Genomic DNA, 16104 nt, shown 5'->3' with positions numbered 1-16104 from the left:
CCTGCCCACATCGCTCCACGCGGCGGGCACGCGAACCCCGCACGTCCGTGCGCAAGGTCATTGTCCCGGTCCCGTCCCGCACCGGTCCCGGAAGGGTCCCCCCTCGCCCCGGCTGCGCCGATTCGGCCAGTTACCGCGGAACGGCCTGCTGAAGCCGGTCCGCGCCGGGGACGATGGTCATCAGTGACGATGTTCCCGGCACCAGGAGCCCCCATGAGCACGGACCGCCACGGGCACGTGATGAGCGACACCAGCTCCGCAGCCCTCGTCCACTACGAACAGGCGCTGGACGACCTGCTCTTCTTCCGGCCGCGGGTGGTGGACTCGGCCCGGGCCGTGCTCGCCGACTCGCCACGGTCGGTCATGGGCCGGGCCCTCGCCGCGTACCTGGGGGTGCTCGGCACCGAGGAGAAGGACGCGGCCGCGGCCCGCACCGCCTTCCACGGCTTCCGCACCGGCCTGGACGAGGGGAAACTGACGCCCCGTGAGCGGATGCACCTCGCCGCCGCGACGACCTGGCTGGACGGCGATGTGCACGGCGCCGGCCGCATCCTCGGCGACCTCACCGTGGCCTTCCCCCGCGACGTGCTCGCCCTCGTCGCCGGGCACCAGCACGACTTCCTCACCGGCGACGCCCAGCGCCTGCGCGACCGGGTCGGCGGAGCCCTGGACGCCTGGGACGAGCACGATCCGCACCACGGCCCGCTGCTCGGCATGTACGCCTTCGGCCTGGAGGAGTCCGGCCACTACGAACGCGCGGAGGAGACCGGCCTGGCCGCCCTCGCGCAGCACCCGAACGACGTCTGGGGCATCCACGGCGTCGCGCACACCTACGAGATGCGCGGCCGCTTCACCGACGGCATCCGCTTCCTGGACGACCGCACCGGCAACTGGTCCGGCGACACCCTGCTGACCGTCCACAACTGGTGGCACTACGCCCTCTTCACCCTGGAGACCGGCAACACGGACCGGGTACTGGAGATCTACGACGCGGCCCTGCACCACGACGGGTCCCCGGGCGCGGCGATGCAACTGCTGGACGCCGCGGCCCTGTTGTGGCGGGTCCATCTGGCGGGCGACGACCAGGGCACCCGCTGGGCCCGGCTCGCCGATGCCTGGGAGCGCCGCGCGGACGGTCCGCACTACGCCTTCAACGACGCCCATGCCGTCATGTCCTACGTCGGTGCCGACCGCATCGACCGGGCGGAGCGACTCGTCAAGGACCGGGAGAACTGGGTGACTTCGGCCCCCGCGGTCTCCAACCGGTGGATGACCGCGGAGATCGGCCTGCCGGTCTGCCGGGCCCTGATCGCCTACGGCCGGCAGGACCACGCCGCGGCCGTCGAGCACCTGCTGCCGGTCCGTCACCGCCTCAACGACTTCGGCGGCAGCCACGCCCAGCGGGACGCCCTCCAGCGCACCCTCGTCGAGGCCGCCCTGCGCGCGGGCCGTACGGACCTGGCCCGCACCCTGCTCAGCGAACGCAGCAACCTGCGCCCGGTCTGCCCGTACAACTGGTCCGCCAAGGCCCGCCTCGCCGACCTGCTCGGCGACCACGCCGGGGCCACCGCGGCCCGCCGGCGCGCCACCGCGCAGGCCACGGTCTGAACCGCACGGAACGAAACGAAACAACACGAAGGGGGTAACAGTCATGGACAGAGTGCTCAGGTGGCTGGTGTGGGCCATGGGGATCGCCTGTGTGGCGATCGGGGCCTTCCACCTCGTGCTCGGCATCGCCTCGGTACCGGGCGAGGGCGCGGCCGGGGCGACCGTGGACAGCCGGGAGCGGTTCTACAACGCGGTCTTCCTCGGGTACGGCCTGGCCTGGATCTGGGCGGCCCGGCAGTCACCGGTCCCGGCGAAGGCGGTGCGCGCACTCGCCGGGATCTTCCTGCTCGGCGGGATCGGCCGGCTGCTCTCCCTGGCGGTGCACGGTCCGCCGCAGTGGTTCCAGGTCCCGCTGACCGTCCTGGAGCTCGTCCTGCCGCCGGTGTACTTCTGGCTGGCGGACGCGGACGAGCGGACCCGGGCGGCAACCGCGGAGCGCTGAGCGGCACCAGGCACGCGGCACCATGCGCACCGCCCGACAGAACACACTTTCGAATCTCTCGGTACGCTGGAGACATGGGCACGCAACTCCAAGGCTCGCTCTTCGACCAGACCGACGAGATCCGACTCGGCCCGCTGCACGGCATCCGCCGGACCGAGCTCGGTGACGGGGCCTGGATCGATCTGCTGCCCGGCTGGCTGAGCGGGGCGGACGCGCTGTTCGTACGGCTCGCCGCCGACGTTCCCTGGCAGGCCGAGCGCCGGCAGATGTACGACCAGGTCGTGGACGTCCCCCGGCTGCTCGCCTTCTACCAGGCCGACGACCCGCTGCCGCACCCCGTCCTCACCGAGGCCAGGGAGGCGCTCTCCGCCCACTACGCCGACGAACTGCGCGAACCGTTCACCACGGCCGGGCTCTGCTATTACCGCGACGGCCGGGACAGCGTGGCCTGGCACGGCGATCGCACCGGCCGCGGCAGCCGGGCGGACACCATGGTCGCCATCCTCTCCGTGGGCGCGCCGCGCGATCTGCTGCTCCGGCCGCGCCGCGGCGGCAGCACCGTACGGCGGCCGCTCGGGCACGGCGATCTGATCGTCATGGGCGGCTCCTGCCAGCGGACGTGGGAGCACGCGATACCCAAGAGCACCCGGGCGGTCGGGCCGCGGATCAGCATCCAGTTCCGGCCGCACGGCGTGCGCTGACCGGCCGGTCCGTCCGATGGCCGGCGACACCGTCCCACCTCGGCCGGTAACCCCTTTTTCACGACAACTTCCGTCACCCGCTGACCGGAATGCGTCACTCGGGCAACGTCCGTGCCGTCCCGTCGGTCCTACCGCGCGGACTTCATCCATCACCTTCCTTTGGGGGCAGAAATGCGACGGTTGGCGACAGCGGCCACGGTGGTCGTCCTGACGGGCGCCGGGGTGCTCGGGACGGCCGGAATGGCCGGCGCCGCGACCGGCCCGGTGGGCACGCACGGCACGGTCACCGCCTGCACGACGAACTGGGGGAGCCTCGACAAGACGTCGACCGGGGCGAACGCCCAGCCGCTGAAGAACATCACCACCAGCCGGCACACCTGCTACGACCGCATGGTCTTCGACCTCGGCGGCGCCACCGGCAAGATCGGCTACCACGTCGGCTATGTCGACGCCTTCCACCAGGACGGCTCCGGCGAGCAGATACCGGTCCAGGGCGGTGCCATCCTGCAGGTCTACGTCTCCGCCCCGAGCTACGACCCGGCGACCGGCAAGCAGACCTACGCCGGGACGGCCGGCAAGCCGCTGCCGGGCGTGAACATCAGCGGATACCGGACCTTCAAGGACACCCGCTTCGGGGCGAGCTTCGAGGGACAGACGCAGATCGGCCTCGGCGTGCGGGCCAAGCTGCCGTTCCGGGTGCAGCAGTCCGGCAACCAGCTGATCGTGGACGTCGCCCACACCTGGTGAGCCGCCTCCGCCGGTGAGACGGTGAGCCACCTCCGCCGCAGCAGACCCGGGGCCGCCCGGCCCCGGGTCTGGCTACCGGGGCGTACGGGCATATATGCCTGTGCCGATGCCCGTGCGCATGCCGGTGCGGATGTGGCGGGCCGGGAATCCCGCGGAAGGAGCGGTGGCGATGGAACGGACCACATGCTGTGTGATCGGCGGCGGCCCCGCCGGAATGGTCCTCGGCCTGCTGCTGGCCCGGGCCGGCGTGGAGGTCACCGTCCTGGAGAAGCACGGCGACTTCCTGCGCGACTTCCGCGGCGACACCGTGCACCCCTCGACGCTGGCTCTGCTGGACGACCTCGGCCTGGGCAAGCGGTTCGCGGCCCTGCCGCAACGGCGGGTGACGAGCGTTCAACTGCCGCTCGGGCCGGGCCGTTCGCTGGTCACCGTCGGGGACATCGGGGCGCTGCCGGCCCCGTTCAACTACATCGCGATGGTGCCGCAGTGGGACCTCCTCGACCTCCTGGCGGACGAGGCCCGGCAGGAGCCGTCGTTCTCCGTCCGGATGAACACCGAGGCGACGTCGTTCCTCATGGATCGCATGGGGGTACCCCCTGCTCGAGCGAAGTCGAGAGCTCGGGGGAGGGTGAGCGGCGTGCGGTACCGGACGTCCGACGGGCGGACCGGGGAACTGCGCGCCACCCTCACCGTGGCCTGCGACGGCCGCGGCTCGCTGGCCCGGACACTGCCCGAACTGGGCCGTGAGGAGTTCGCCTGCCCGATGGACGCCTGGTGGTTCCGGCTGCCGCGGCGGGACGGCGATCCGCACGGGCTCGTGGGCGGCGTCGGCGACCGCTTCCTCACCGCCATGATCGACCGCGGCGACTACTGGCAGTGCGCCGGACTGATCCCCAAGGGGACCGACGCCGAGCGCCGCGCCGCCGGCCTCGACACGTTCATGGCCCAGTTCACCGCCGCCGTTCCCTGGCTCGCCGACCGGGCGCACGCCGTGCGGTCCTGGGACGAGGTCAAGCTCCTCGACGTACGCCTCGACCGGCTGCGGCGCTGGCACCGGCCCGGTCTGCTGTGCATCGGGGACGCCGCGCACGCGATGTCGCCGGTCTTCGGCATCGGCATCAACCTCGCCGTCGAGGACGCGGTGGCCGCCGCCCGGTACCTCGTCGAACCGCTGCGCGCCGGCGCGGTGGGCCTGCGGGACGTGCGCGGTGTCCAGCGCCGCCGGTGGCCGACGACGGTGCTCACCCAGGGGCTGCAACGGGTGGCGCACGCCCGGGTCATCGAGCCGGTGCTGACCGGCCGGCCGCCGTTCGGCCACCCGCGGCGCGCCGAGCGGATGGCCGAACTGCTCACCCGTTCCCGGTGGTTGAACCGGGTGCCGGCGTACTTCCTCGCCTACGGCGCCCTGCGCGAACGCCCACCGGCCGCCTCGGTGCGCTGACCCGGTGCGCCGACCCGGTTCGCCGCGCCGGCCGGTGCGCCGGCCCCGAAAAGCGTTTGACGCCCGCCACCGTCCGGCGGTCGGATGACGCCCCATGAGCAGCACAGGGCCGATGCATCCCGGCCTGCACCCCCTCGACGACGACCTCGTACGGCGGCTGATCGCCGGGCAGTTCCCGCACTGGTCGGGGCTGGCGGTGCAGCGGTTTCCGTCCGGCGGCACGGTGAACGCCATGTACCGGCTGGGCGACGACCTGGTCGTCCGGCTGCCGCTGGTGCCGGGAGGGGCGCCGGACATCACCATGGAGCAGGAGTGGCTGCCCCGTCTCGCGCCGCGGCTCCCCACGGTCGTCCCCGAGGTGCTCGCGGCCGGGCAGCCCGCCGAGGGGTATCCCTGGCCGTGGTCGGTGTACCGGTGGCTGGCGGGGGAGAACCCCGAGGCGGGCGCGCTGGGCGAGCCCGTGCTGCTGGCCGAGGACCTGGCCCGGTTCGTGACGGCGATGCGGAGCCTCACCCTCGACGGGGCACCGGCGGCCCACCGCGGCGGGCCGCTCGCCTCCCTCGACGCGGCGACCCGGGCGGCCATCGAGGAGCTGCGCGGCATCCCGGAAGAGGCCGTGGACTGCGATGCGGTGGCCGCCGTGTGGGCGGACGCGCTGCGCGCCCCCGGCTGGGACGGGCCGCCGGTCTGGCTGCACGCCGATCTTATGCCGGGCAATCTGCTGGTGGCCGGCGGCCGGCTGACCTCGGTGATCGACTTCGGCTGCATGGGCGTGGGCGATCCGGCCTGCGACCTGTTCCCGGCGTGGAACCTGCTGCCGGCCGACGCCCGGAAGGTCTTCCGTGCGGCGCTGGACGTGGACGACGCGACCTGGGCCCGCGGCCGGGCCCGGACACTCTCCCAGGCACTGATCGCGCTGCCGTACTACCGGCGGACGAACCCGACGATGGCGCACAACGCCCGCCATGTGATCCGGGCGGTGCTGACCGAGGGCTGAGATTCCCGGGAGAGGCGGCGGCCCCGGCGGCGGCCGAGGTCCCTCAGCCCTCGCCCGCGACGGCGGGCCGGCGTCCGGCGGCCGCGCGCGGTAGCGGGGCCGCCCGCCCCTCCAACGGCCCCTCCCCACCTGCCCCGCGCCCCGTCCCGCGGTAGACAGGGACGACGAGCCGACGCCCAGTGCGCATGCCGCTCACCGCACGCATGCGCCGCACACCACGCGTACCACGCGGGCGTGCCGGGCCCTGAGGGTGAGAGGAGTGGCAGCGGACCGATGAACGTCGTCGTGGACCTCAATCGCTGTCAGGGCTATGCACAGTGCGCCTTCCTCGCCCCCGAGGTGTTCACCATGCACGGCGAGGAGGCCCTGCTGTACCGCCCGGTCGTCCCGGACGGGCAGCAGGAACGCGTGCTGCGCGCCGCCGCCGCGTGCCCGGTGCAGGCCATCCTCGTGGGAGCGGAGGCCGGTACCGGTGAACGGTGACCCGCGCGACGGCCGGATCGTCATCGTCGGTGCCTCGCTCGCCGGTCTGCGGGCCGCCGAGACGCTGCGCGACGAGGGCTTCGCCGGCTCGCTGACCCTGATCGGCGACGAGGCCCAGCCGCCGTACGACCGGCCACCACTGTCCAAGCAGGTGCTGCTCGGACGGGTCTCCGCGGCCGACACCGGGCTGCCGCGGCGCCGCCCGGTGGACGCGCACTGGCGGCTCGGCGTACGGGCCACCGGGCTCGACCCGCTGGGCAAGCGCGTGCTGCTCGCCGACGGCACGGAGGAGCCCTACGACCGGCTGCTGATCGCCACCGGAACCCGGGCCCGGCCCTGGCCCAACCCGGAACAGGCCGCCCTGGAGGGCGTGTTCACCCTCCGCACGAGCGGGGACGCGGCCGGGCTCGCCGCACGGCTGGACGCCGGGCCGCGCCGCGTCCTGGTCATCGGCGCCGGCTTCACCGGCTCGGAGATCGCGTCCGGCTGCATCGAGCGGGGCCTCGCGGTGACCGTCGCCGAACGCGGACCGGCGCCGCTCGTCGGTGCGCTCGGCGGCACACTGGGCGCGCTCGCCGCCAAACTGCAGCGTGCGCACGGCGTCGACCTGCGCTGCGGCGTGACGGTCACCGCCCTGGAGGGCGACCGCGCCGGGCGGCTCATCGGCGCCCAGTTCTCCGACGGGACGCGGATCGACGCCGACGTCGCCGTGGTCGCCCTGGGCGCGGTCCGCAACACCGAGTGGGTGGCCGAATCCGGCATCGCCGCCGGCCCGCGCGGGGTCACCTGCGACGCGGGCTGCCGGGCGTTCGACATGTACGGGATCGTCACCGACGACGTCTTCGCGGCCGGTGACGTGGCGCGGTTCCCGCACCCGCTCTTCGAGTACCAGCTGCTGTCCCTGGAGCACTGGGGCAACGCGGTCGCCCAGGCAGAGGTGGCCGCCCACAACATGGTCAACCCCGGGCCGCGCCGACGCCCGCACCTGACCGTGCCGGCCTTCTGGTCCAGCCAGTTCGGCCTGAACATCAAATCCGTCGGCGTCCCCACCTTCTCCGACCAGGTGGTCATCGCCCAGGGCTCCCTCAAAGAGCTCCGGCTGGTCGCCGTCTACGGCTACCGGGGGCGGGTCACCGCGGCGGTGAGCGTCAACCAGGCCAAATCGCTGGAGTACTACCAGCGCCTGATCGAGACCGCGGCCCCCTTCCCGCCCGCGCCGGGCGCCGCCGACCAGGGCGAGTCCCCGGCCCCGGTCCCCTCCGACGTCCCGGACCCCAAGGTGCTCTCGCACGGCCCGACCGTCGCCCTCACCGGCCACCTGCCCGACCGTCGCCTGACCCTGGTCCAACCGGGCCGCTGAGACCACGGACGGACCACCGTCCCCCACCGCGTGAGGAGCCCCGCCCATGGCCGCGGACCCCGAGACGCTCTTCGAGCGGATCACGGACTACGCCAGCCGGCCCGACCCGTACCCGCTCTACGCCGAACTGCGCGAGCACGGTGTGGCCCGGCAGCAGAACGGCAGCTACCTGGTCGGGACGTACCACGACATCAACGCCCTGCTGCACGATCCGCGGATCAGTTCCGACCGCCGCAACCGCACCGAACCCGACGATCCGGGCGACGCGGAGCAGGGCATCCCGCCGTCCTTCATCGGCCTGGACGACCCCGAGCACCACCGGCTGCGCAGCCTCGCCATGCGCTCCTTCGGGCCGCCCCACAACCCCGGCCGGATCGACGCCCTGCACGGCGAGATCACCCGCATCGTCCAGGAACTGCTCACCGAGCTCCGGACCAAGGACCGCATCGACCTCGTCGACGAGTTCGCCTACCCGCTGCCCGTCACCGTGATCTGCCGGCTCCTGGGCGTACCGACCGAGGACGAGCCGAAGTTCCGCGGCTGGTCGGACACGATCGTCTCCGGGCTCGACCCCTCCCCGGGCGCGGACCCCGGCGAACGGCAGCACGCGGTCGCCGACGCCCGCCGGGCGATGGGCCTCTACCTCGGCGAACTCGCCGAATCGCGCCGCGGCAACCCCGGCGACGACATGCTCTCCGCGTTCGCCACCGACCCGGGGCCGGACCGCGGCGGGTTCAACCAGATCGAAATCATGACGACCGCCGTGCTGCTGCTGATCGCCGGCCATGAGACGACCGTCAACCTGATCACCAACGGCATGCTCACCCTGCTGCGCCACCCCGAGGCGCTGGAACGCCTCCGCAACGAACCGGCGCTGATGCCCCGGGCGGTCGAGGAACTCCTGCGCTACGAGCCCCCGGTGCAGATGCTGCCGCAGCGCACCCCGCTCGCCGACATCGAGATCAACGGCGTCACCGTCCCGCGCGGCGCCCCGCTGATCCTCGTGCTCGCGTCCGGCAGCCGCGACCCGCGGCGGTTCCCCGAACCGGACCGGTTCGACCCGGGCCGCGAGGACAACCAGCACCTCGGCTTCGGCGGCGGCGTCCACAGCTGCTTCGGCGCCCCGCTGGCCCGGCTGGAGACCCAGGCCGCGCTCACCGCCCTCGTCCAGCACCTCGCCGGCCCCCGGCTCGTCGAGGATCCGCCCCCGTACCGCCGCAGCCCCATTCTGCGCGGCCCCCGGCACCTGCTGATCGACCACGACCGGGCAGGTGGCTGAGGGCCGCGCGGAACGCGGCGGAAGAACGGGACGGGGCGGGAGCGGGGGAATTCAGCCGGCCGTCATCCGGCCGTTCCGCAATTTCCTCATCCGGCCGTGCCGAAGTCCTGCGTCCAGTAGTCGCCGGGCTGGGCGAGACCGACACCGAGCTCCTTGAAGGAGCAGTCGAGGATATTGCGCTTGTGGCCGGGGCTGTTCATCCAGCCCTTCATCACGCTCGCCGGCGAGGAATATCCGTAGGCGACATTCTCGCCGTACGCGCTCCAGTCGTATCCGGCGCGGGTGATCCGCTGGCCGGGGTCCGATCCGTCGGAACCGGTGTGGGACATGTTGCGGTGCGCGGCCATGTCCTTGCTGTGGTCCTGCGCGGCCTTCGTCAGCTTCGCATTGAGCTTCAGCGGGGAACAACCGGCCTTGCTGCGCTCGCTGTTGACCAGCTTGAGGATGCTGGCCGCCGCGCCCGAGGCCGGCGCGCTGCTCGGTGTCGCGCTCGGGGCCGCGGCGGGCTTCGCCGTGGTTCCCGCGCTCGGCGTGGCGTGCGATCCGGCGCTTCCCGACCGGTGTCCCCAGTGGTGGTGGGAGGCGTGCCCGTGCCATTTCCCGTGGCCCCAATGGCCTGCGTGGTCCCAATGGCCTTCGGCCGGTCCGTTCAGGCATGCCATGGCGGCGGTCGGCACGGCGAGCGCGCTGACGGCCAGGGCGCCGATGGCTATCTTCCGGTAATGCCTCGTCCGGCGGTGCTTCGTCATCGATGACCTCACTCGGTGATGGGGGTCGTCATTTTTGGAAAGCCCCGCCACATAAGGCAAGGAAAGGCAGGAGGGGGTATCTACTAATGCGTTTAGTAGCGCGCGTCGGCCCTTGTCGTCGGCGGTGAGGTGTGCTGCCCGGTACCGGCAATTCCCGGGAATGCCTGTCGCCCCGTCAGAATTGCCGTCATGCTCATCTCGTGGGGACAAAAGGCCGAGGGGTCGCATACCGTCCGCGCATCCGCGGGGAATCACCGCCTCAAGGTGGACAAATCCCTTATGTCGGCGGAAGGGTTTCCTACTAGCCGGCTTAGTGGCGGCCGGTGAAGGTTATGGCAGATGTCACAGGGAGGTGTCGGCGAAGGCGGCGGTCAGTTCCTCGGTGACCGCCCGGGCGCCCGGCGAGACCCACCGCCTGCGGTGCCGGACGAGCTGCACGGGCACGGGCGGGGCCTCGGGCCCGTGCACGACGGCCAGTCGGCCGTCCGCCAGCTGCCCCTCGACCGTCACCTGCGGCAGCAGGGTCAGCCCCAGGCCCGCCGCCACGCACGAGCGGGCGGCATCGATGCTGCCGAAACGGGTGATTCCGGGACGAGTTCCCGGCACGCCCTGCAGGGCACGGACCAGCCGGTCGCTGTACGAGCAGCCCTCCTCGTGGACGAAGAAGCTCTCCCGGGCCAGCTCCTCCCAGCCGGCGGTCCGCCCGGCGAGCGGATGGTCCGGCGCCGCGACGTACGCCAACGGCAGCGCGGCGATCCGGTGGGCCAGGAGGTCGCTCTCGGCCACCTCCGGCTCCAGCACCAGGGCCAGATCGAGCCGGCCACCGCGCAGCCCGTCCATCGCCGCCGCCGTACCGACCGCGTTCAGATGGACCTCCAGCCCGGGATGGGCCCGCCGCAGGGCGGCGATCACCGACGGCAGCCGCGAGGCGCACAGCGAGTCCGCCGCCCCGATCGTGACCTGGCCCGCCACGGTCCCGCCCGCCGCGTCCCCGTGCCAGGACGAGGCCGTCGCCCGCAGCCTGGCCACCGCGTCGAGCACCGCCTCGGCCTCCGTCAGCAGCCGCAGCCCGGCGGCGGTCGGGACCGTCCCCGACGGCAGCCGGTCGAACAGCGGCGTCCCCAACTCCTTCTCCAGCGTGCGGATCTGGACGGTGACGGTGGACTGGGCAAGATGCAGGGCACGGGCCGCGGCGGTGAAGCTGCCCGCTCGCGCGAGCGCCACGAACGATTCCAGAAGCCGGGTCTCCATCTCTCCACGCTATCGTGAGACCCGATGGAGTCCAGCAAGATTTATCGTTGGACGCGATGGCCGTCGCGGTGACACGGTTTACCCATGACGAACCACACGACCTCCCACCTCGACTCCCTCGACTCCCACACCCACCCCGCCGCACCCGCGGACGCGGACGTCGAGGTGCTGCGCTACTCCGCCTTCACCACCGACCCCGCGGGCGGCAACCCGGCCGGCGTGGTGCTCGACGCCGAAACCCTCGACGACACCCGGATGCTGGCCATCGCCGCCGAGGTCGGCTACTCCGAAACCGCCTTCGTCACCGCACACGACACCGCTGCCCGCCGCTACCGGCTGCGCTACTTCAGCCCCCTCGCCGAGGTCGCCTTCTGCGGCCACGCCACCATCGCCACCGCGGTCGCCCTCGCCTCCCGGACCGGCACCGGAGAGCTGGTCTTCGACACCCCGGCGGGGGAGATCCGGGTGTCCACCACCGTCCAGGACGGCTCCCTGCGCGCCACCCTCACCAGCGTGCCCGCGCACTCCCGCCCGGCCGGCGACGCCCTCGTCGACACCGTCCTCGGCGCGCTGGACTGGAGCCGGGACGACCTGGACCCGCACCTCCCGCCGCACATCGCCTTCGCCGGCAACGAGCACCTCGTCCTGGCCGTCCGCAGCCGGGAGCGGCTGGCCGCCCTCGACTACGACTTCGACGCCCTGCACGACCTCATGCGGGAGCACGGCTGGACCACCGTGCACCTCGTGCAGCGCCAGGCGCCGGACCGGCTCGACTTCCACGCCCGGGACCCCTTCCCGGTCGGCGGCGTCGTCGAGGACCCGGCGACCGGTGCCGCCGCCGCGGCCTTCGGCGGCTATTTGCGCACCCTCGGCCTGGTCACCGAGCCGGTGCGGGCCCACCTCCGCCAGGGCGAGGACATGGGCCGGCCCAGCGACCTGTACGTCGACATCGACCCCGACGACGCGCGGATCAGGGTGACCGGCGCGGCCGTCCCACTCACGGACTAGCCGCGAAGCGGACCGGAATGCGCCCGGGCACACCGGCGTTACGGATCATGCGGACGGCCTCCCGCCGGCCGCACCGTCGCCCCGCGGCGGCCCGGCAAGCGAAAGGCGGTCATGAGCGCATCCCCGTCGTCCGGTGGACTCACCGTCCGGTATGTGGGCGGTCCCACGGCACTCCTGGAGATCGCCGGGGTGCGGCTGCTGACCGACCCCACCTTCGACCCGCCCGGTGACCACCCCATAGGCGAGCGGAAGTTGGTCAAGACGGCGGGCGCCGCGCTCACCCCGGAGGAGATCGGCCCGGTCGACGCGGTGCTGCTCTCCCACGACCACCACCCGGACAACCTCGACCGCACCGGCCGGGCGTACACCGCGAAGGCACCGCTGGTCCTGTCCACCGCCGCCGCGCGCGAACGGCTCGGCGGCCCGGTCCGGGCGCTGGCCGACGGCGAACGGATCACCCTGCCCCGCCCGGACGGCGGCACCCTCACCGTCACCGGAGTCCCCGCCCAGCACGGCCCCGACGGCACCGAGCACCTGGTCGGCGAGGTCACCGGCTTCGTACTGTCCGGCCCCGGCCTGCCGACGGTGTACGTCAGCGGCGACAACGCCTCACTCGACGTGGTGCGGTCGATCGCCGAGCGGTTCGGGCCGTTCGACGTGGCGCTGCTGTTCGCCGGCGGGGCCCGGACCCCGCTGCTCGGCGACGCGTACCTCACCCTCCCCAGCGACCGGGCCGCCGAGGCCGCCGGCATCCTCGGCGCCCGCCGGGTCGTCCCCCTGCACTTCGAGCACTGGGGCCACTTCACCCAGGGCGGCGACACGCTGGTCGACGCCTTCCGGCAGGCCGGCATCGAGGACCGGCTGCGGCTGCCGAAGCCGGGGGAGCAGATCGATCTGTGACGGCCCGGACCGGCCGGTGCGTCAGGCCCGCGGGCCGGCGTTCCGGCCGGCCACCGGCACGTCCAGCGGACGGGCGATGCCCACCACGTTCTCGTCCAGCCGCTGCAGATGCCGCAGCACGCGGAAGGTGACGGTCCCCGACCGCAGCGCCGGGGAGTCGCTCGCCTCCAGCATCGCGGCGATGCTGGCCCCGGCCTCCACCTCGCCCTCGGCCGGCTCGTCCCGCACCCGCGCGGCGATCAGATCCAGGTTCCGCGCGATGCGCTTCCCGGCGAGCGAGAGCCGCGGATCGGCCGCGACCGTCCTGCTGTACGGCACGAGTTCGGCCGTCGCCGCCAGCGACCTGGCGTGATAGGCGCAGGTCTCCAGCAGCGCCACCAGATACTGAGCGGTCTGCCGCCGCACCCGCAGCGGCGTGATCGGATGCGTCAACGGCCGGGTGGAGGCCCGCAGTTCGTCCAGCGCCGTGTCCAGATCACGGGCCAGGCCCAGCAGGTCGACGGCGGGCCCGCCACTCAGCTGCTCGACCGCCGCCGCCACCACCTCCCGCAGCCGCACCAGCACCGTGTCCAGGTGCTCGTCCGTCCGCCGGTCGGTGTGCACCGGAAGCACCAGCATCGCGGCGATGATCCCGCAGGCCGCGCCCAGCGCGGTCTCCTCGATGCGCAGCACCAGCACGGACAGGCTGTAGGTGTCGAGGAGGGTGTAGAGCAGACCGAGCATCGCCGTGACGAAGAACGACATCAGCGCGTACGACAGCGGCGCGGTGAAGAACATGCCGAAGACGCACACCAGCACCAGGGCGAACGCGGTCCAGGTGTGGTTGCCGACCAGGCCGGCCAGCGCGACCCCGGCGACCACCCCGAACACCGTGCCCACCAGCCTGCGGTAGCCCTTCACCAGGATCTCGCCCGTCGACGAGGTGTTGAGGAAGACCACCCAGCAGGTGAGCACCGCCCAGTACCAGCGCTGGCTGGACAGGAACTCCCCGCCGACGATGGCCAGCGCCGAGCCCACCGCGACCTGGAAGGCCGCCCGGGTGGTGGGCCGCTGCAGCCCGGTGCGGTCGTCCTCGGGCTCGTCGCCGGCCTCGCCCGTACCGGCCACGATCGCGAGGTCCTCGGCGTCGAACTCCTCCCGGGACCGCGTGGTGGCCGGCGAGTCGTCGGACTCGTCCTGCGGCCCGTCCAGCGCCAGCCGCAGACCCAGCACGGCGCGCGCTGCCTCACCGATACCGCGGAAGGCGTCCTGGACGGCCGGCGAGGCCGGCGGCAGCTTGTCCTCGTCGCGGTAGCCGAGCAACCGGTTGCGTACGTGCGCCAGCGCCGTACCGCGGTCGTCCGGCGCCCGCCGAGCCACCAGCAGGTTCAGCGCCTCCAGATCCCGGCGCAGCCTGGTGTGCACATCGCCACCGGTCTCCAGCACGCTCGTGGTGGTGGGCAGCGCGGCGTGCGGGAGGTGCAGGGTGAGGGTGTCCGCGCGCTCGGCACTGCGGGCGTTGAGCAGCAGCATCCCCAGCCGCTCGGCGGCGATCTCGGCGTCCGCGACCCGGCGCTGCAGCAGCCCGGCCGTGGTCTCGTCCGGGGTGCCCTCCTCCAGGCGGCCCTGGATCATCAGCGCCGCCTCGTGCAGCCGCGCGGTGTCCCGGCGCAGATCGTCGAGGACGTCGTCCAGCTGCCCGGGCTCCGCGTCCATGAGGGCGAGGTGGGTGGCCACCAGCTGCGCCAGCCGCGCCCGGAAGGCGGCGCGCAACCGGGCGAGGGTGCGCTGCGGGGTCTCCGGGACGACGGTGAACCGTACGACCGCGCTGCACACGAAGGCGACCGCCAGGGTCAGCGCCACCTGGGGCAGCGCCGGCACGGTGGCCCGCACGAACAGCGACACGAAGTAGACCTGGAACCCGATCAGTCCGAGCGCCGTGCCGCGGTCACCGAACCGGCGGGAGTACACGGCACCGAAGATCAGCGCCAGGAAGGCCAGGTCGCCGGCGATGACGTCGGCGTGCAGCAGCGCTCCGAGGGTCATCGCGGCGAGTGCGACGGGCAGGCCCAGCGCCAGCGTGATCGCCTGGCCGCGGACCTCCTTCTCCCGGATCGCGAAGGTCGCGACCATCGCTGTCATCGCACCCGCGACCATCAGGGTGACACCGGTGTGGAGCAGCGCCAGGACGACGAGCGTGACCAGGATCGCCCCCACGGTCCGCAGCCCCGCCATCAACCGCAGCAGCCCGGGATCGGAGGCCGCGAAGCGGTCCCAGGTACCGGTCACAGCCCGTCGTATCGCTGACATCACGCCGCCCTACACTCCCGATTCTCGTCCTGAGCAGGGATGACTCAGCATCCCATGGCGGCTTTCCGGGGCCGCGGCCGGTCGCCACGCCCGATCCGGAAGACGAAGAAACGGGCGAATTGCCCTGTCCGGCGGGTTATTACGGTACGGCGCCGAACGCCGCCCGAGGCCGGGTGAATTCCCGCGGCGAGACATTGTCCCGAAGGGCATTGCCCACCCGTTCAACTGCCCAAAGATTCAATACCCAGAAGACCGCGCACTCGGAAAACTCTTCACCAGTCGATCGGAACTTCCGGTCCAGGTAAGGCCGCTTCCGGACCCCCTGCGGGTACGGCCGTACCGCACAGTTGATTTGAGGAGTCTTCATGCGCAACAAGATGCGAATAACCGCAGCAGCCCTGACCGCCGCCGTGGCCCTCGGCGTCGCCGCGCCGGCCGCGTCCGCCGCCACCGAGGCCCCGGCCCGCACCGCCGCCGTGCAGACCCTCACCGTCGACCAGGCCCGCACCGTCCTGCCGGCGAACCTGTCGCAGCAGCTCGCGGACGCCGCGGCCAAGACCGGTGGCGCCAGCACCGCCGCGCAGACCGGCGCGAGCCAGGTCAAGCCGCACGGCATCATCGACAAGCTGAAGAAGAAGGCCCTGAAGGCCGCCTTCAAGCGCCTGCCGAAGAGCTGGCAGATCAAGCTCACCAAGTGGGCCAAGAAGGGCAAGGGCTACTTCACCAAGCAGTGGAACAAGCTTCCCAAGTGGCTCCGCAAGACGCTGACCCTGGGCGGCGTGATCTCCACGAAGGTCGCCATCGAGTGGCTGATCGACATCATCCTGTGAATTCCCGCCGCTAGCGGAA

The 16104-nt window shown here is 72.7% G+C and carries 15 protein-coding genes; 12 read left to right on the top strand and 3 right to left on the bottom strand.

Annotated elements, in window-relative coordinates; all coding sequences use genetic code 11:
* The first annotated feature begins 213 nt into the window (after positions 1 to 213).
* From ACGF4C_RS10070 to ACGF4C_RS10030, 9 genes are all read left to right on the top strand, one after another.
* A complete protein-coding gene (locus ACGF4C_RS10070) occupies positions 214 to 1608 on the top strand; it encodes a tetratricopeptide repeat protein (RefSeq protein WP_393564900.1) in 1395 nt (464 codons plus the stop codon).
* Between the two features lie 43 nt (positions 1609 to 1651).
* A complete protein-coding gene (locus ACGF4C_RS10065; protein ID WP_393564899.1) occupies positions 1652 to 2050 on the top strand; it encodes a DUF4345 domain-containing protein in 399 nt (132 codons plus the stop codon).
* A gap of 74 nt (positions 2051 to 2124) precedes the next feature.
* Positions 2125 to 2751 carry an alpha-ketoglutarate-dependent dioxygenase AlkB gene (locus ACGF4C_RS10060; protein ID WP_393564897.1) on the top strand — a complete coding sequence of 209 codons (627 nt, stop codon included), beginning with the start codon at positions 2125 to 2127 and terminating at the stop codon, positions 2749 to 2751.
* Positions 2752 to 2922: 171 nt separating this feature from the next.
* Entirely contained in the window at positions 2923 to 3498 is a 576-nt protein-coding gene (locus ACGF4C_RS10055; protein WP_393564895.1) for a hypothetical protein, read from the top strand.
* A 169-nt stretch (positions 3499 to 3667) separates the two neighbouring features.
* Positions 3668 to 4939: an FAD-dependent oxidoreductase gene (locus ACGF4C_RS10050; protein ID WP_393564893.1), complete on the top strand. Its 1272-nt coding sequence runs from the start codon at positions 3668 to 3670 to the stop codon at positions 4937 to 4939.
* A 112-nt stretch (positions 4940 to 5051) separates the two neighbouring features.
* Positions 5052 to 5936, top strand: coding sequence for an aminoglycoside phosphotransferase family protein (locus ACGF4C_RS10045; RefSeq protein WP_393565020.1), 885 nt, complete (start codon positions 5052 to 5054; stop codon positions 5934 to 5936).
* Positions 5937 to 6209: 273 nt separating this feature from the next.
* On the top strand, positions 6210 to 6419 hold the full coding sequence (locus ACGF4C_RS10040; RefSeq protein ID WP_393564891.1) for a ferredoxin: 210 nt from the start codon (positions 6210 to 6212) through the stop codon (positions 6417 to 6419).
* The gene (locus tag ACGF4C_RS10035) at positions 6409 to 7779 is read left to right on the top strand and encodes an NAD(P)/FAD-dependent oxidoreductase (protein WP_030411827.1); all 1371 of its coding nucleotides are present in this window, start codon (positions 6409 to 6411) and stop codon (positions 7777 to 7779) included. Before ACGF4C_RS10040 ends, ACGF4C_RS10035 begins: the two co-directional genes overlap by 11 nt.
* Before the next feature lie 46 nt (positions 7780 to 7825).
* Positions 7826 to 9058: a cytochrome P450 gene (locus ACGF4C_RS10030; RefSeq protein WP_393564889.1), complete on the top strand. Its 1233-nt coding sequence runs from the start codon at positions 7826 to 7828 to the stop codon at positions 9056 to 9058.
* Between the two features lie 86 nt (positions 9059 to 9144).
* On the opposite strand, the gene ACGF4C_RS10025 is transcribed toward ACGF4C_RS10030, so the two are convergent.
* Positions 9145 to 9807: a CAP domain-containing protein gene (locus ACGF4C_RS10025; protein ID WP_393564887.1), complete on the bottom strand. Its 663-nt coding sequence runs from the start codon at positions 9805 to 9807 to the stop codon at positions 9145 to 9147.
* A 342-nt stretch (positions 9808 to 10149) separates the two neighbouring features.
* On the bottom strand, positions 10150 to 11058 hold the full coding sequence (locus ACGF4C_RS10020) for a LysR family transcriptional regulator (protein ID WP_393564885.1): 909 nt from the start codon (positions 11056 to 11058) through the stop codon (positions 10150 to 10152).
* An 84-nt stretch (positions 11059 to 11142) separates the two neighbouring features.
* On the opposite strand from ACGF4C_RS10020, the gene ACGF4C_RS10015 reads away from it, so the two are divergent.
* Together ACGF4C_RS10015 and ACGF4C_RS10010 are read left to right on the top strand one after the other, a co-directional pair.
* Positions 11143 to 12066 (top strand): PhzF family phenazine biosynthesis protein, encoded by a 924-nt coding sequence (locus ACGF4C_RS10015; RefSeq protein WP_393564883.1) that lies wholly within the window; start codon positions 11143 to 11145, stop codon positions 12064 to 12066.
* Positions 12067 to 12177: 111 nt separating this feature from the next.
* A complete protein-coding gene (locus ACGF4C_RS10010) occupies positions 12178 to 12966 on the top strand; it encodes an MBL fold metallo-hydrolase (RefSeq protein ID WP_393564881.1) in 789 nt (262 codons plus the stop codon).
* 21 nt (positions 12967 to 12987) lie between these two features.
* Here ACGF4C_RS10010 and ACGF4C_RS10005 read toward each other — a convergent pair whose 3' ends face one another.
* Complete coding sequence (locus ACGF4C_RS10005) at positions 12988 to 15255, bottom strand: FUSC family protein (RefSeq protein ID WP_393564880.1); 2268 nt, start codon at positions 15253 to 15255, stop codon at positions 12988 to 12990.
* Positions 15256 to 15620: 365 nt separating this feature from the next.
* Here ACGF4C_RS10005 and ACGF4C_RS10000 point away from each other — a divergent pair, with 365 nt between their 5' ends.
* Positions 15621 to 16085 carry a hypothetical protein gene (locus ACGF4C_RS10000; protein ID WP_393564878.1) on the top strand — a complete coding sequence of 155 codons (465 nt, stop codon included), beginning with the start codon at positions 15621 to 15623 and terminating at the stop codon, positions 16083 to 16085.
* Positions 16086 to 16104 lie beyond the last annotated feature (19 nt).

It is taken from the genome of Streptomyces sp. NPDC048197, from assembly GCF_043202395.1.
GTDB lineage: Bacteria > Actinomycetota > Actinomycetes > Streptomycetales > Streptomycetaceae > Streptomyces > Streptomyces siderophoricus.
The sequence above is the reverse complement of the archived record's forward strand: the minus strand, read 5'-3'. Positions and strand labels throughout refer to the sequence as shown.

What these genes read in the sequence shown, in the direction of transcription:
- ACGF4C_RS10040 (WP_393564891.1), top strand. Translation starts at nt 6,210, where the DNA reads ATGAACGTCGTCGTGGACCTCAATCGCTGTCAGGGCTATGCACAGTGC.
- ACGF4C_RS10020 (WP_393564885.1), bottom strand. Translation starts at nt 11,058, where the DNA reads ATGGAGACCCGGCTTCTGGAATCGTTCGTGGCGCTCGCGCGAGCGGGC.
- ACGF4C_RS10060 (WP_393564897.1), top strand. Translation starts at nt 2,125, where the DNA reads ATGGGCACGCAACTCCAAGGCTCGCTCTTCGACCAGACCGACGAGATC.
- ACGF4C_RS10065 (WP_393564899.1), top strand. Translation starts at nt 1,652, where the DNA reads ATGGACAGAGTGCTCAGGTGGCTGGTGTGGGCCATGGGGATCGCCTGT.
- ACGF4C_RS10055 (WP_393564895.1), top strand. Translation starts at nt 2,923, where the DNA reads ATGCGACGGTTGGCGACAGCGGCCACGGTGGTCGTCCTGACGGGCGCC.
- ACGF4C_RS10005 (WP_393564880.1), bottom strand. Translation starts at nt 15,255, where the DNA reads ATGTCAGCGATACGACGGGCTGTGACCGGTACCTGGGACCGCTTCGCG.
- ACGF4C_RS10010 (WP_393564881.1), top strand. Translation starts at nt 12,178, where the DNA reads ATGAGCGCATCCCCGTCGTCCGGTGGACTCACCGTCCGGTATGTGGGC.
- ACGF4C_RS10015 (WP_393564883.1), top strand. Translation starts at nt 11,143, where the DNA reads ATGACGAACCACACGACCTCCCACCTCGACTCCCTCGACTCCCACACC.
- ACGF4C_RS10030 (WP_393564889.1), top strand. Translation starts at nt 7,826, where the DNA reads ATGGCCGCGGACCCCGAGACGCTCTTCGAGCGGATCACGGACTACGCC.
- ACGF4C_RS10000 (WP_393564878.1), top strand. Translation starts at nt 15,621, where the DNA reads ATGCGCAACAAGATGCGAATAACCGCAGCAGCCCTGACCGCCGCCGTG.
- ACGF4C_RS10045 (WP_393565020.1), top strand. Translation starts at nt 5,052, where the DNA reads ATGCATCCCGGCCTGCACCCCCTCGACGACGACCTCGTACGGCGGCTG.
- ACGF4C_RS10025 (WP_393564887.1), bottom strand. Translation starts at nt 9,807, where the DNA reads ATGACGAAGCACCGCCGGACGAGGCATTACCGGAAGATAGCCATCGGC.
- ACGF4C_RS10070 (WP_393564900.1), top strand. Translation starts at nt 214, where the DNA reads ATGAGCACGGACCGCCACGGGCACGTGATGAGCGACACCAGCTCCGCA.
- ACGF4C_RS10050 (WP_393564893.1), top strand. Translation starts at nt 3,668, where the DNA reads ATGGAACGGACCACATGCTGTGTGATCGGCGGCGGCCCCGCCGGAATG.